The sequence below is a fragment of the Rathayibacter sp. VKM Ac-2801 genome (genome assembly GCF_009834245.1).
Taxonomy (GTDB): domain Bacteria; phylum Actinomycetota; class Actinomycetes; order Actinomycetales; family Microbacteriaceae; genus Rathayibacter.
Genome location: NZ_CP047183.1, coordinates 3071408 through 3085846, shown reverse-complemented (window position 1 = coordinate 3085846; position 14439 = coordinate 3071408). Strand labels below are relative to the sequence as shown.

Below are 14439 nucleotides of genomic sequence, written 5' to 3'. Positions count from 1 at the left end.
ACACATCACGACGCTACAGTCAGACCCCCTGCACTCCGGTGCAGTCGACGAAAGGGACACCACACACCATGACCTTGAACGGACTGTTCGCCGGCATCGGCCGGAGGTGGGTCTACATCGTCGCCTTCGCTCTGCTCGGCGCCGTGGCGGCCCTGGTACTCAACGCCGTCCTCCTCCCGCAGTACAAGGCGGACGCACGCGTGTACGTCGCGGTCTCCTCCACCGGGGTCCTCTCGACCGCGGACCGGGTCGCGGCCAACAGCGCCGCCGCGCAGGCCACGGTCACCTCCGTCGCCCTCGGCACCTCGGACACCGTCCTGCAGGGCGTCATCGACGGCCTCGGCATCGACGAGCCCATCGAGGACTTCGCCAAGCGCGTGACCGTCCTCTCCGAGCCGGAGTCCGTGGTCATCACGATCTCGGCCACCGACCCCTCGCCCGAGCAGGCCGCGGTCATCGCCAACGCGGTCGCCGCCCAGCTCGACGCGGCCGTGAAGGGGGCCGACCCGGCGACCACCACGAACGGCGTCGCCGTCCCGCAGATCCAGCTCCAGGTGCTCAGCCAGGCGCTCCCGCCGGAGCTGCCGGTCACCGGTGGCATCCTCGTCCTGCTCGCGCTCGGCATCCTCGGCGGTGCCGTGGTCGGCGTGGGAGTGGCGATCGTGATGACCGCCCTCGACCGCCGCCTCCGCAGCGGCGACGACGTCCGCTCCGCGATCGACCGGCCGCTGCTGGGCATCGTCCCGGTCAAGGCCACCAAGCTCGACGAGATGCTGAACTCGACCGAGATCCCGGCCCGCTACTCGGCCGTGGCGTTCGAGCTCTCCGCCATCGCGCGCACCCGCTCGTACTCCTCCTTCGCGATCGCTCCGGCGTCCGAGAAGACCCCGCACACCGCCAGCGCGGTGCTGCTCGCCAAGGCGCTGGCCGTGCTCGGCTCGTCCGTCGTGATCGTGGACGGCACCGCTGAGGGCTCGGCTCTCGCTTCGGCCTCGGGCGGACGCCCGGGTCTGCGCGAGGTGCTCGCCGGAGCCGCCTCGCTCGACGACGCGATCATCAAGCGCTCGACCGACCGCGTCGACCTGCTCCCCGCGGGCAGCGCCCAGGCCGGCACTCCGATGCCGACCGACGCGCTCCGCGCGCTGGTCGAGGAGCTCGAGAAGGTCTACGACATCGTCCTGATCGTCACCGGCACCCTCGGCGCGACCGAGCAGTCGCCGACCTTCCGCGGCGTGGCCGACGGAGCCGTCCTCGTCCTGATCGAGGGCAAGGTCGACTCGCCCCAGGCCGCCGCCGACGTCCACTGGATCGAGACCGCCGGCACCCCCGTGGTCGGCGCGGTCGTCCTGGCCCGCCACAAGCTGCAGAAGGCCCCCGCGATCGTCTGATCGCGTCCTCGCACGCTGCGACGAGCGCACCCCGGCCCCGGCCGCGGTGCGCTCTTCCGCGTCCGGGGCCCGTGCGGCGCCCGCCGGGGGATGGACGGCGCCTCCGGCCCCTCTCCGTCCCCTGGCCGGCGCCTCCGGCCCCTCTCCGTCCCCTGGCCGGCGCCTTCGGCCCCTCTCCGGCGCCCGCGAGCCCGCTCACCCCGCGAGTCCGCAGAGGTCGCGGTACTCCCACGAGCACGCCGACTTCCGCGGACTAGGGAGGAGGCGGCGTCCCCGTCCGGAGTCCTGGTCCAGATCCCCGTCCCCGGTCCCCGTCCCCGCGCGGCTCCGGAGTGGTGTTCGCCCCTCCCGGCGGTGCGAGTCCGCAGAAGTCGCAGTACTCGCGCGTGACTCCGCCGATGTCCGCGTACTCGACGGGAGCGGGCGCTCCGGCCGGCCCCCGTCCCGTCCGCGGTCCCTCCGGAGCTCCAGAGGCCCCACGCCCGCTCACGCCACCGCGACTGCGCAGGAGTCGCGGCAGTCGCGCGCGACTCCACCGGCTCGCGCGTGGTCGGCGGGAGGCGGGCACACGCAGAACCGCCGCCGTCGAGGGGACGACGGCGGCGGTTCCACGCGGGAGCGGATCAGGTCACGGCGTGCAGGCCACGTTCCCGATCAGGTCCTTCCCGGAGTTGGAGCAGCTCAGCGAGTTGCCGCTGGTGGACCAGTTGGACGGCTGGTGGAGGTAGACCACGGCGTCCCGGGTCTTCAGCGCGAGGTTGCCGCTGATCGTGTTGTCGTTGCCCGAGCCGTCGGCGCGGGTGATCACCTGGAAGCCGTAGGTGGTGGTGCCCGCGGCGGAGTTGCCCGCGGCCAGCCAGCCGTTGCCCGAGACGAGGATCAGCGAGACGACGTCCGAGTCGAGCCGCGATCCGCCGAGGACCGTGTTCCCGAGGATGTCGCCGTCGAGGGTGCCCTCCTTGGCCTCGATCGGCTCGGCGCCGGTGTCGCTGATCGAGTTGTCCACGACCGCGATGCGGGCCGTGCGGTCGGGATTGCAGCTGTTGTACTCGCACCAGTTGCGGTCGGAGGTGCCGACGTAGACGCCCTCGCCGAACTTGGCGGCGACGAGGCCGGTGCGGCGGATGGTGCTGCCGACGATCAGCGAGTCGGTGGTCTGGTTGCGGAAGTGGACCGCCTCGTAGCCGATCTCGCTCACCGTCAGGCCGGCCATCTGGACGCCCTTGCTGGCGAGCACCTGGATGCCCTGGAAGGAGCTGCGGACCGAGAAGCCCACGAGGTGCACGTCGCTCACCGTGTTCAGGATGAGCGCGGTGCCGCTCGAGGTGGATCCGGAGGTGAGGACCGCGTTGGGCGAGCCGCAGATCCAGATCGAGCCGGGCTGGGCGGCGGTGCCGCGGAGGGCGAACTTGCCGGTGTACACGCCGTCGGCGAGGCGGATGACGTCGCCGGAGCGCGGGTTGGCCAGAGCGGTGACGAGCTGCGCCGAGTTCGTCACCGTCTTGGTGGCGGCGGGGCAGTCGAACGCCGCCAGCAGCGAGTCGCGGGAGTCGAGGAGGTCGGCCGAGGTGGTCGCCGACTCCTTCAGCCGCGAGTCGCGCCCCGCGTCGTCGGTGGCCGACACGGTGTAGGTGTAGGCGCGTCCCGCCTCGGCGGTCTCGTCGCGGTACTGGCGGACCGGATCGGCGACCGTGCCGACGACCGTGTCGCCGGAGCCGTCCTCGTTCGAGCGGCGCACGTCGTACGAGACGACCCGCGAGCTGAACGGCGCGTCCCAGGCCACGGTGTAGCCGTCGGTCAGGGGGGAGAGCTCCACGGCGTCGGTCGCGAGGCCGTCCTCGGCGAGCACGAACGCGTCGATGATCAGGTTCTTGTCGGTCGACTTGGAGTTCTTCGTCCCCGTGTAGGAGATGGTCACGGTGTGCGTGCCCTCGGCGAGGTCGGTCGTCTCGTAGACCGGCACCTGGTACTGCGCGGTCGAGCTGTAGCGGTCGACCTTGGTGACGGGCCCGCCGTCGACCGAGACCGCGGCGATGCCGGAGGAGGAGGTCTTCCGGCTGATCCAACGCCACGACGTGCCGACGAAGGTGAACTCCACCGATCCGGCGGAGGTCAGGTACTTCATCCCGCCGCCGCTGTCGCCGCCCGCCATCGACCTCCACGAGCCGGTGTACTGCAGCGCGGGGTCGGTCTCCTGCACGAGGAGGCTGGTCGCTCCGGAGGGGTCGAGCACGGGGCCGTCGTCGCCGCCGGTCTCGTCGGTCGGCTCCTCGGTGGCGGGGGTCGCGCGGGTGATGTCGAACGCGTCGATGACGAGGTTCTTGTCGCTCGCGGAGCTGTTGGCCCGTCCGCTCCACGCGATCTTGACCGTGTGGACGGTGTCGGCGAGGTCCTTCTTCGTGAACACCGGGACCTGGTACGCGGTGGTCTTCGTGTACCGGTCGACCGAGGTGCTCGCGCCGTCGACGGTGACGGTGGCGATGCCGGCGGAGGCGGTGGTGCGGCTGATCCAGCTGAAGCCGGTGCCGCGGAAGCTGAACGAGACGGAGCCGGTGCTGTTGAGGAACTTGATCCCGCCGCCGCTGTCGCCGCCCGTCATCGTGCGCCACGAGCCGCTGTAGGTCAGCGAGGAGTTCGTCTCCTGGATCCGCGTGCTCTGGCCGGCGCCCGGGTCGAGGGTGGCCGCGGAGGCGGCGGGGGCCGTGAGAGGGGCGACCAGGATGCCGAGAGCGGCGATCAGAGCCGTGGTGAGGGAGAGGCGTGCGCGTCGTCGGCGAGGGCGGGTCGGGTCTGGTGTCGTCTGAGGATTCACGATCGGCTCCGGGTCTTCGAGGGGGCGTCGGGGGCGGTTCGAGGGGGCTGCTCAAGGGGGTGGTGCTGGTCCTCCCGACGCTATAGACGGGCCTCGCGACTGGCGGCTGGATGAGACGGATTCAGGTTGTAGTGCCCCGTTCGGGCGTGGCGATCGGGCTTATACCAGCGATTCCGCTGAAGGACGGGCGAACCGCCGTGGCGGCGTGTACGCGGGACGGTCACACGCGCGGTCGACGACGGATCGGAGGGCGGAGGTCGGATCGGGAAGGGACTCCGGGAATGCCCGTCCGCGGTACGGACGAGGGGGAGTGCTGCTCGGTCGAGGAACGGCGACCCTATCCGGCGACTCTGGACACGGCCCCCAGCCGGGCCGCTGGGCGAGAGAATTGACCGGGCGTTCACCGGGCCGACCCCGCGCCGAAACACTGCGATGATGGTCTGTCCACTGGTGATCGTCGTCGCACCCGCGTCGCGGATCACCCGCCGCGGGCGAGCGGCGGTCCCGACGAGAGGGAGGACGCGATGGACACGGCCACGACCGCGACCGGCGACCGCCCGTCGACCCCGCCCGCCCCGGTGCGCCCGCGACGCCGCCGGATCCGCGCGCGCACCGTGATCGGACGACTCCTGCTCGTCCCCCTCGTCGTGCTCGCCCTGTTCGGCGCCGGGATCCCGCTCTACGTCACGCCTCCGATCGACCCGATCCCGGAGCAGGCGGACGCGGTCTTCGTGCTCGGCCCGTCCACGAGGGCGCGCGTCGAGTTCGCCCGCCGGATCATCACCTCCGGAGCGACGGACACGATGGTGCTCTCGGTCGGACCCGGCGAGATGAACGCGCCCTACGACGACAAGAAGTACAAGAAGTGCAACGAGCCCGGCGGCGACGTCCTCTGCTACTCAGCCGATCCCCTCACCACGCAGGGGGAGGCCCGGCAGCTGCGCGACATGGCCGAGCAGTACGGCTGGGACCACGTCATCGTGATCACCAACGCCGCCCATCTCGTCCGCGCCGAGATGATCATCGAGCGCTGCTACTCCGGCGAGCTCTCGATGGTGCCGTCGGGGGAGCCGATGGGCCTGGACTACCTGGTGAACCAGTACGTCTACCAGACGGGCGCGTTCCTCAAGGCCTTCCTGGTCACCACCGGCTGTTGACGCGCGCCCTCCTCCTCGAGCCGCCGAGCCGGCCTGCGCTAGTCTGCCCGGGGCGCCATCGGCTCCGAGCCCGCTCCTGCGGAGCCCGGCCGGCCCGGCCCACGACGGCAGCGCGGCAGGAGGATCGACCGGGGAGACCCGCGACGCTCCCCGCTCCGCACCGGTCACCCCCATGCGAACCCCTCCGAAAGGCCCGCCCGTGACACCTGCCCGATCGATCTTCGCCGTCGGCCGCGGCCAGTACGAGAACATCGGCGACATCATCCTGCGCCGCCAGCTCCTCGACTGGCTCCGCGAGTCGGGTCCGCTCCACGTCTACGTGGGCCACTCGCCGTGGGGCTACGACGACGGCCTGCGCCTGGGCCCGGACGACACGGTGTACCGCTCGCTCCTGCGCTGGTACGCGGCGCTCGCCCGCGAGGCCCTAGCCGGGCGGGCGAACTCGGTGTTCAAGCCGGGCGAGATCCAGCTGACCCTGATCGGGATGAAGGAGCACCTCGTGATGCTCCCGGGCATCGCCCTCGTGCGCCTCGGCGGCGGCCGCGTGATCCGCGCGGGCGTCGGCACCCGCAACTTCGCTCCGCTGCCCCGCGCGATCATGTGGCCCTCGATGGCGCTCTCGAGCTACACCCGCTGGCGCGACGACAAGACGGCCGGCTACATGCGCGTCGGCGCCGCCATGCCCGACCTCGGCTACGGCGAGGGCTCGAGCGACGCGGAGCTGACGGCGTTCGCCGCGCAGCCCGACGAGGAGCGGCGCGTGCTCGTCCTCTCCCTCCGCGAGGACCACGAGGTGGACGCGCGCCCGTACCCCGAGCAGGAGTGGCTGGCCGCGATCAAGGGCTTCGCCGAGCGCGAGGACCTCGACATCGTCGTCGTCACGCAGGTCGCCGTCGACGCCGAGCGCTCCCGCCGTCTCGCCGCCGACCTGGACGCGGACATCCTCGACTGGGACCCGGCGCACACCCACGACGAGCACGAGATCCTGCTGCGCGAGCTCTACCGCACGGCCCGCGTCGCCATGAGCGACCGGCTGCACGTGATCATCATGGCGTTCACCGAGGGCGCGGCCCCGGTGAGCCTGCAGATGGACGGGTCGACGAAGGCCTCGCGCCACTTCGAGACCATCGGGATCCACGACGTCACGGTCGACATGTCCCGGACGACCCCCGCCGCCGGCGTCGAGACCTTCTCCGCCGTGGTCGCGCGCCGGAGCGAGCTGCTCGAGAAGCTGCTCGTCGCCCGGGGACGCCTCCGCGGCGTCCGCGACGACATCCAGGCGCTGCTCGCCGTGCCGCCCCGCAGCGGGCCGGCCGCCGCTGCCGCCGCTGCCGGCCCGAAGACGCGGGTGTACCACGTCGGGCGCAGCGGAGAGGTCCCCGGAGGAATGACGCAGGTCGTCAACGGGTACCTGCGCTGGCCGTTCGAGCGCTCCGACGTCCGAGTGATCTCCTCCCGCACCGCTCCGGGCGAGCACGTCGCCGCGGCCCGCCTGGCCGCCGGCGCCGCCGCCCGCATCGTCGCGATCGCGCGCCGCGAGCCGGGCAGCGTGATCGTCGTCCACCTCTCGGAGCGCGGCTCGTTCCTCCGCGAGGGATCCCTCCTGCGCCTCGCGCACCGCCTGGGCCTGCGCACGGTCGCCCACCTGCACGGCAGCGAGTTCGCCGCCTTCACCGCCGCGCACCCGCGCCTGGTGAAGGACGTGCTGCGCAGCGCGGACGAGATCATCTCGCTCTCGGAGGAGACCTCGGCGATCTGCCGCCGCTACGTCCCCGCCGACCGCGTGCACCTCGTGCCGAACGCGCTCGAGCAGGGCACCCCGCGCGAGAAGACCCGCACCGTCGTCTTCGGCGGCGTCGTCAGCCACCGCAAGGGCGTCGACGTGCTGCAGAAGGCGTGGGCGGAGGTGCAGGGCAAGGAGGGCTGGCGCCTGCTGGTCGCCGGCCCGATCCGCGAGCCGGAGGTCGTCGACCGCGGCGTCCCGGGGATCGAGTTCCTCGGCTCGCTCGAGAACGCCCGCCTGCTCGCCCTGCTCGACGAGGCGTCCATCGCCGTCCTGCCCTCGCGCGACGAGGCGATGCCGATCTTCATCCTCGAGGCCCTCGCCCGCGACGCGGCCGTCGTCTCGACCGCGGTCGGCGGCATCCCCGAGGTCCTCGGCGACGGCTGCGGCCGGGTGGTCGCGCCCGGAGACGTGGACGGCCTCGCCGCCGCGCTGACCGAGCTGATCACCGACGAGGGCGCCCGTGCCGAGGTCGTCGAGAAGGCCGGCGCGCGCTTCCGCGAGCGCTTCTCCGCCGACGCCGTGTTCCCGCGGGTCGAGGAGGTCTGGCTCGGCTGAGCCGCCTGCGACTTCGCCCCGGATCGCGCCCCGGGCCCCGCTCCGGGCCTGGGCGGAGCCGCGGGAGCGTAAAATCGCTGGAGTCCGCGTCGCCGTGCCGTCGCGCGCCCAGCCGTCCGCTCCCGGACGCCTTCTCCCTCCATCCCAGAGAGGCTCGACCGTGGCCATCGCCGCCGACTCCGACCGCCGCCTGTGGACCCTGCCCCTCGCGCGCGCCGTGATCGCGGCGGTCGCCGGCTGCGTCGTCACCTTCTCGCCCGACCACGGGCCCGCCTTCGGCCTCGCCGTCTTCGGCGGCTTCGCGATCGCGACCGGCGCCGTCTCGCTCGCCCTCGGGCTCCGCGGCTGGAGCGGCCGGGCCCGCCCGCTCGCCCTCGGCTCCGCGGTGCTCACCCTGGTCGCCGGCGTCGCGGCGCTCGTCGCGCTCCCCGTCGCCAACCTGCTCTCCTTCGTCGCCCTCGTCGCCGGCTGGGCGCTCCTCTCCGGCTTCCTCGAGTTCTCCAGCGGCCGCCGCGGTCAGGGCCTCGCCGCGCGCGACTCCGTGATCGTCGGCATCGGCACGATGCTCCTCGGCGCCGCCTTCGGACTCCTCCCGCCCCACCCCGTCGTCACCGTCGGCCTGCTCGGCGCCTACGCCGTGATGGTCGCCGTCTTCCTCGCCATCGCGGCGTTCTCGCTCAAATGGGCCGCCGGCGCCGACGCAGCCACCGGACACGATCCCGTCGCCCCCACGACACCGACCTCCGGAGGAGACCGATGACCGCCGAAGGCCAGCAGCCCGACCCCGCCTCTCCCGCCGACCGCGCCCCGGCGGCCGACGCCGCCCCGCCGCGCGACCCGGGCGAGTTCACGCCCCGCACGTTCCAGCCGACCCGCAAGGACCGCCTGCGCCCGCTCGAGCTCATCGGCTTCTCCGCGGTGATGGCGGCCTTCGTCGGCCTCGTCGTCATGCTCTCGACCCGCGAGCCGGTCGTCGCGCTCATCTCGTTCGGCGTCGCCTTCATCGTCGTGCTCGTCGCGATCGCCATGTTCTCGCTGACCTTCAAGCCGGACGAGGCCGAGATCGCGGACATCGACGAACAGGATGCGCACGGCGCATAGTTCTTCGCACGGGGGGTCCTCGCCGCCCCGTGCAGCGGTCGGCCAGGAGGGTGGCTGCGCGGGTGGAGCGTCCCGCTTCCGCTGCGCGGAATCGCTCGGCACGCGATTCCGCGATGCGCTCGCGCCGTGCGGCTCTCGATTCCGCGAGGCGCTCGTGCGGTGCGGGACGACAGGGAGCGGTCGGCCTGAGCGCAGGTCGCTGCCGCGCGACCTGTGCTGATCGAGCAGGCCGGAGGGCGTATCGGGATCCGTCCTGGGGGCGTGGGCGCCGCGGCTCCGCGTCGGTGGTCGCGCGTAGCGTGCGGAGAGTGGCGGAGGCGATCGGGCGGTGGTGGCAGCGGCGGCGGTTCTCGCGCGGCGCCGACGTCCCCTACCCGGTCGGCACCTACCGGCAGGCGTGGGCGTCCTACCCCGTCCTGGTGCGGCAGTACCGGCCCGAGTACAACGAGGGCATCGTGCTCAGCCAGATCCCGCCCGCGGCCGACGTGTACCTGTGCTGGCTCTGCGACGCCGGGCACGTCTTCGTCGCCACTCCCGAGGAGCAGCGCCACCGTCCCGGCCGGGAGCGGCGCCGCTCCTCCTGGTGCCCCGACTGCGCCGAGCTCGCCTCGCCGCGCCTGCCCCGGGCCGCGCCGATGATCGGCGGTCGGCTCGCCGAGGTGCTCGCGCCGACGTCCGCCCCCGACGAGGGCTCCTTCGTCCTCCTGGCGCCGCCCGCCGTGATCACGCGAGGGCTCGCGACGTCCGCGTCGCCCAGCGGCCGCGTGTCCTCGTCGCCCGCCGCTTCGTCGACTCCTCCGCCCGTCCCTCCCGCCGCCTCCGCCGCTCCATCCGCCCCTCCCACCGCTCCGTCCGCCGCCTCCGCCGCTTCGTCCGCCGCTCTCGCCGCTCCGGCCGCGGTCCCGCCCGCGCGGCCCGCCGCCCGCCCGGCGCGCTCCCGACCCCGGCCCGCCCGCGTCTGCCCGAAGACGCCGGACCTCCCCGTCGGCGAGCCCTTCGCGAGCCGGTGCGCGCCTCCTCCCGCCTCCGCCGTCGAGGCTCGGCTCCGGGCGCTCCTCGCCGAGCGGCTCGTCTTCGATCCGGCGCACACGGCGGTCCGTCTCGCGCGGCCGTTCTTCGAGCACTGCGAGGCGTGGCCCGACCTGGTGCTCGGCGAGCTGCGCATCGCGATCGAGTACGACTCCACCGGCCGTCACGGTCTCGAGCACGTCGGGCATCGCGAGGAGGCCGACCGGCGGAAGGACCGCGCGCTCCGCTCCGCCGGGTGGGAGGTGGTGCGCATCCGCACGGGGAAGCTGCTGCCGCTCGGCCCCCACGACCTGGTCGCCACGGGGGTCACGGCCGCGCTGGCGGACCGCCTGGTCGACCGGCTCCGGGATGTCCGCGGTCCGCTGCTCGTCGACGCCTGGGGACGCTGACCTGCGGGGCGGTCCTCCGGGATCCGTCCGTCGCTCCGTCCCGGGTCCGGCTCGGCGGAGCGGGGCCCGCGCATGTCGAGCTGACACGTCCGTGCCGGCGGGCCCGTGCCGGCGGCTCGGTGCCGGAGCGTCGGAGCGGCGCGTCAGAGCCGCAGGGCCAGCGCCTCGCTGCGCCAGCGGCGGTGCAGAGCCCAGGGGTCGGGCTCCCCGGCGCGCACGGTCTCGATGTGGGCGTCGAGCGCGGGGCTGCGGGCGAACCACTCCGTGCGCTCCAGGCGCTCGTCGGCGAATTGGGCGTGCCGGTGCTGCTCGAGCGCCCGACCGCCGCGCTCGAACGCGAGGAGCTCCTCGTGCCGGAGCCGGTGGAGGCGCTGCCGGGGATTGCCGCTGGTGCCGATCTTGATCCGCTCGCCGAAGCGGATGTAGTAGACGACGTCGACCCGGGGCGGCGGCAGCTCGCCGTCGGGAGCGTCGCCGAGCCGCCACTCGCAGGCGGCGCAGAGCCAGGCGGAGGGGAGGCGGACGCCCAGGCGCGACCCGCACGCCGCGCACGGGGAGGGCAGGGCGTCGATCACGCCGTCCTCCCGGGCGACCCAGTCGTGCGCGAGCCCGAGGTGCGCCGCGCACAGCGCGAGCGGCGCGCCCGTCTCGGCTGAGGAGTCGCACCCTCCGATCGCGCACGCTCCCATGCCGCCGACGCTAGGCGCGACCCCCGACATCGCTCCGTCGTCGACCGCCCGGCCGCGGGCGCGCAGGACGGAGTGCTCGCGCTCGAGGACGGCGGCGTCCGCGTGCTCGCGGCGCGGTGGATCAGCTCAGACGGTCGACCAGCGCCGAGGCGAGGCCCGTGTAGCCGCCCGGCGTCAGCGCCAGCAGGCGCTCCTTCGCCGCGTCGCCGATGTCGAGGCCCTGCACGAAGACCGCGAGGTCGTCGGCGCCCAGGCGCTTGCCGCGGGTCAGGTCCTTCAGCAGCGCATACGGGTCGGTGATCGAGGACCGGCCGGCCGCCACCTCCGCACGGATCACCGTCTGGATCGCCTCCGCGAGCACCTCCCAGTTGCCGTCGAGGTCGGCGGCGAGAGCGGACGGGTCGAGGTCGATCTCGAGCAGGCCGCGCGCGATGTTGTCGAGGGCGAGCAGGGAGTGGCCGAACGCGACGCCGATGTTGCGCTGCGTGGTCGAGTCGGTGAGGTCGCGCTGGAGGCGCGAGGTGACCAGGGTCTGCGCGAGCGAGTCGAGCAGGGCGCTGGAGAGCTCGAGGTTCGCCTCGGCGTTCTCGAAGCGGATCGGGTTGATCTTGTGCGGCATCGTGGACGACCCGGTCGCCCCGGCCTGCGGGATCTGCCGGAAGTAGCCGAGCGAGATGTAGGTCCAGACGTCGGTGCAGATGTTGTGCAGGATGCGGTTCGCGTGCGCGGCCCTGCCGTAGAGCTCGGCCTGCCAGTCGTGCGACTCGATCTGGGTGGTCAGCGGGTTGAAGACGAGGCCGAGGGAGGTGACGAACTCCTCCGCGAGGGCGGGCCAGTCGGTGCCGGGGTCGGCGGCGAGGTGCGCGGCGAACGTGCCCGTCGCTCCGCTGAACTTGCCCAGGTACTCCGTCGCCTCGATCTGCGCGACGACCCGCTCGAGCCGGTACGCGTAGACGGCGAACTCCTTGCCCATCGTGGTCGGGGTCGCGGGCTGGCCGTGGGTGCGGCTGAGCATCGGCTCGTCGCGGTAGCGGACGGCCAGCTCCCGGAGCGACGCGACGACCGAGCGCAGCTTCGGCAGCCAGATCTCGCCGACGGCCTGACGGACCACGATCGCGTAGGAGAGGTTGTTGATGTCCTCGCTGGTGGCGGCGAAGTGGGTGAGCTCCGCGATCCGCTGCAGGCCCAGCTCCTCGAGCCACTGGCGGACGAGGTACTCAACGGCCTTCACGTCGTGGCGGGTGCGGGCCTCGAGGGCCGCCAGCTCGTCGATCTCGGGCTGGCCGAAGTCGCGGGCGCGGCGGCGCAGCTCCTCGGCGGTCGCCGCGTCCACGGGCTCGGAGCCGAAGAGGCGGCGGTCGGTCAGCGCCAGCAGCCACTCGACCTCGACGTGCACCCGCGCACGGTTCAGCCCCGCTTCCGAGAGGTACTCGCCGAGCGACGAGACGGCACCGCTGTAGCGGCCGTCGAGGGGGCTCAGCGGCTGGAGGGGGAGCGAGGTCATGCGGTGGTGCCTTCCGGTTCTCAGGTGTCCTGCGCGAGGGCGGCGCGCGCGTCGGTGGAGTCGGGGCGGACCGAGCGGTTGCCGCGCAGTCCTGGTTCGATCTGGGCGAAGAGGGCCCGGCAGGCGCGCTCGATGAGCGCGAGCACCGAGTCGAACGCCGCCGCATCGGAATAGTAGGGGTCGGGGACGTCGCCCTGCGGGGAGAGGCCGGGCTCGAAGTCGAGCAGCCGGCGGATCTTCTGCCGGTCGACCTCGGTGCGCGCCCAGGAGCGCAGCGCCCGCTCGTGCCCGTGGTCGAGCGCGACGACCAGGTCGAACTCGGCGAACCGGGACGGGTCGAAGAGCTGGGCGCGATGGCGGCCCCCGTCGAAGCCGTGCCGCTCCAGCGCCGCGAGGGCGCGGCGGTCGGCGTGCTCGCCGAGGTGCCACTCGCCGGTGCCGGCCGAGCTGATCTCGATCGCGGAGCCGAGCCCCGCCTGCTCCGCCAGGGAGCGCAGCACCACCTCGGCCATCGGCGACCGGCAGATGTTGCCGGTGCAGACGAAGCACACGGCGAAGGCCGAGGGCGCAGGGGAGTCGGGGGTCACCCGCCCATCATGGCGCACCACGGCTCCTCCACAGCAGGCCGGACCCGGTCGCCGTCCACTGATGGCGCGCGACGCCTCCCGGGTGGCGGCGGCGCGGCCGATGCTCGGTGCCGAGGCCGCGGTGTCAGTCCTGACGGCGGCGGAGGAAGGGGCGCAGGAGGAGGCCGATGAACCAGTTCACCAGGGCGAGCACGAGGGCGCCGAGCACGCCCCACCAGAAGCCGTCCACGACGAGCCCGAAGCCGAAGAGGCCGCTGATCCAGGCGGTCAGGAGCAGCAGGAGGCCGTTGACGAGGAACGAGACCAGGCCGAGCGTCAGCAGGTACAGGGGGAACGCGACCACCCGCACCACTCCGCCGACGACGGCGTTGACGACGCCGAAGATCACCGCCACCAGCAGGTACGTGAGGACCGCCGCGGCGGGGCCCTCCTCGAACGGGTCGACGCGCACGCCCGCCACGACCAGGGTCGTGAGCCAGATCGCGACGGCGTTGGTCAGGAGGCCGAGGAGGAGTCTGCTCATTCCTCCACTATCCCCGCAGGCGGGGCGGGCCGCGAGCCGGGGCTCAGGTGAGGGGCCCGCCGATGGTCGGCTCCGGGGCAGGAGTGCAGAGCCGGGGGTCGTCGGCGCAGGTCCGCGGAGGGAGCACCGCGGTGGGCTCGGGCTGCGGCTGGGGCTCCGTCGTCGGCTGCGGGGCCTCGGTCGGCTCGGGAGCGGGGGCGGGAGCCGGCTCCGGAGCCGGCGGCTCGGGCGTCGGCTCCTGGGTGGGCGCGGGCGCCGTGGTCGGCTGGGGAGCGGCGGGAGGCGCGGGGCGCGGGGGAGGAGCGAAATTGCTGCCCGGCTCCGGGATGAGCGGCTCGCGCGCCTCGATCACGGCGACGGCCGGCGGAGCGACCGCGCCTCCCGAGGCGAGAGCGCTTCGGAGATGCTCGACCGCGTCGGTCAGCACCGCCCGCCGGGACGTCGATCCGCGACCGGAGGCGAGCGTCGACGTCGCGAGGCCGAGCACGCGCTCGGCCAGCGCCGTCCGCTGCTCCCCGGCGGCGGTCGTCGCAGTGGTGATGGCGTCGGCCGAGACCCCCTCGAGCGCGGCGTTCAGCGCTCCGACAGCCACCAGCAGATCGGTGCGGGCCGCGCCCGCGACGGTGCCGTCGGTCGCGGTGAGGAGCGCCAGCGAATCGTCCCGCAGCGCGAGGCCGGCCTCGCGAGCGGCGGTGTAGGCCGGAGGCGCGGCGACGTCGATGGACGTCTCCCGGAGCGTCGGGGTCGCCTGTGTGCCCTCCGCGGCGGGCGTGCATCCGGTGAGCACGCCGGCGGCGACGAGCAGCGCGACTGCGGCCGCGGCGCCCCGGAGGAGCGGGCGCGCACCCCCGCGCCGCTCGGCTCGCCCTCGACTCCGCATCACTGCACCCTAATCGGGGGACGGCCGCCGTGGGCGTCG

Annotated in this window: 12 protein-coding genes; 6 read left to right on the top strand and 6 right to left on the bottom strand. The window is 73.7% G+C overall.

Features of this window, described 5'->3' with window-relative positions; all coding sequences use genetic code 11:
• Positions 1-68 precede the first annotated feature (68 nt).
• Positions 69-1388, top strand: coding sequence for a Wzz/FepE/Etk N-terminal domain-containing protein (locus tag GSU45_RS14450; RefSeq protein ID WP_159915941.1), 1320 nt, complete (start codon positions 69-71; stop codon positions 1386-1388).
• 628 nt (positions 1389-2016) lie between these two features.
• Here GSU45_RS14450 and GSU45_RS14445 read toward each other — a convergent pair.
• On the bottom strand, positions 2017-4200 hold the full coding sequence (locus GSU45_RS14445; RefSeq protein ID WP_159915939.1) for a hypothetical protein: 2184 nt from the start codon (positions 4198-4200) through the stop codon (positions 2017-2019).
• A 524-nt stretch (positions 4201-4724) separates the two neighbouring features.
• Here GSU45_RS14445 and GSU45_RS14440 point away from each other — a divergent pair.
• From GSU45_RS14440 to GSU45_RS14420, 5 genes are all read left to right on the top strand, one after another.
• A complete protein-coding gene (locus GSU45_RS14440; RefSeq protein ID WP_159915937.1) occupies positions 4725-5357 on the top strand; it encodes an ElyC/SanA/YdcF family protein in 633 nt (210 codons plus the stop codon).
• 199 nt (positions 5358-5556) lie between these two features.
• On the top strand, positions 5557-7698 hold the full coding sequence (locus GSU45_RS14435; RefSeq protein ID WP_159915935.1) for a glycosyltransferase family 4 protein: 2142 nt from the start codon (positions 5557-5559) through the stop codon (positions 7696-7698).
• A gap of 160 nt (positions 7699-7858) precedes the next feature.
• On the top strand, positions 7859-8458 hold the full coding sequence (locus GSU45_RS14430) for a DUF308 domain-containing protein (protein WP_159915933.1): 600 nt from the start codon (positions 7859-7861) through the stop codon (positions 8456-8458).
• The gene (locus GSU45_RS17305; RefSeq protein WP_244248130.1) at positions 8455-8799 is read left to right on the top strand and encodes a hypothetical protein; all 345 of its coding nucleotides are present in this window, start codon (positions 8455-8457) and stop codon (positions 8797-8799) included. The genes GSU45_RS14430 and GSU45_RS17305 overlap by 4 nt, the downstream gene beginning before the upstream one ends.
• 308 nt (positions 8800-9107) lie before the next feature.
• Positions 9108-10217: a hypothetical protein gene (locus GSU45_RS14420; protein WP_159915931.1), complete on the top strand. Its 1110-nt coding sequence runs from the start codon at positions 9108-9110 to the stop codon at positions 10215-10217.
• A 143-nt stretch (positions 10218-10360) separates the two neighbouring features.
• On the opposite strand, the gene GSU45_RS14415 is transcribed toward GSU45_RS14420, so the two are convergent.
• From GSU45_RS14415 to GSU45_RS14395, 5 genes are all read right to left on the bottom strand, one after another.
• Complete coding sequence (locus GSU45_RS14415) at positions 10361-10906, bottom strand: GIY-YIG nuclease family protein (RefSeq protein WP_159915929.1); 546 nt, start codon at positions 10904-10906, stop codon at positions 10361-10363.
• Between the two features lie 121 nt (positions 10907-11027).
• Positions 11028-12410, bottom strand: a complete 1383-nt coding sequence (gene purB, locus GSU45_RS14410; protein ID WP_159915927.1) for an adenylosuccinate lyase — start codon at positions 12408-12410, stop codon at positions 11028-11030.
• A gap of 20 nt (positions 12411-12430) precedes the next feature.
• The gene (locus tag GSU45_RS14405; RefSeq protein ID WP_208543442.1) at positions 12431-12997 is read right to left on the bottom strand and encodes a low molecular weight protein-tyrosine-phosphatase; all 567 of its coding nucleotides are present in this window, start codon (positions 12995-12997) and stop codon (positions 12431-12433) included.
• A gap of 124 nt (positions 12998-13121) precedes the next feature.
• The gene (locus tag GSU45_RS14400; protein WP_159915925.1) at positions 13122-13520 is read right to left on the bottom strand and encodes a phage holin family protein; all 399 of its coding nucleotides are present in this window, start codon (positions 13518-13520) and stop codon (positions 13122-13124) included.
• A gap of 43 nt (positions 13521-13563) precedes the next feature.
• The gene (locus GSU45_RS14395; RefSeq protein WP_159915923.1) at positions 13564-14400 is read right to left on the bottom strand and encodes a hypothetical protein; all 837 of its coding nucleotides are present in this window, start codon (positions 14398-14400) and stop codon (positions 13564-13566) included.
• Positions 14401-14439 lie beyond the last annotated feature (39 nt).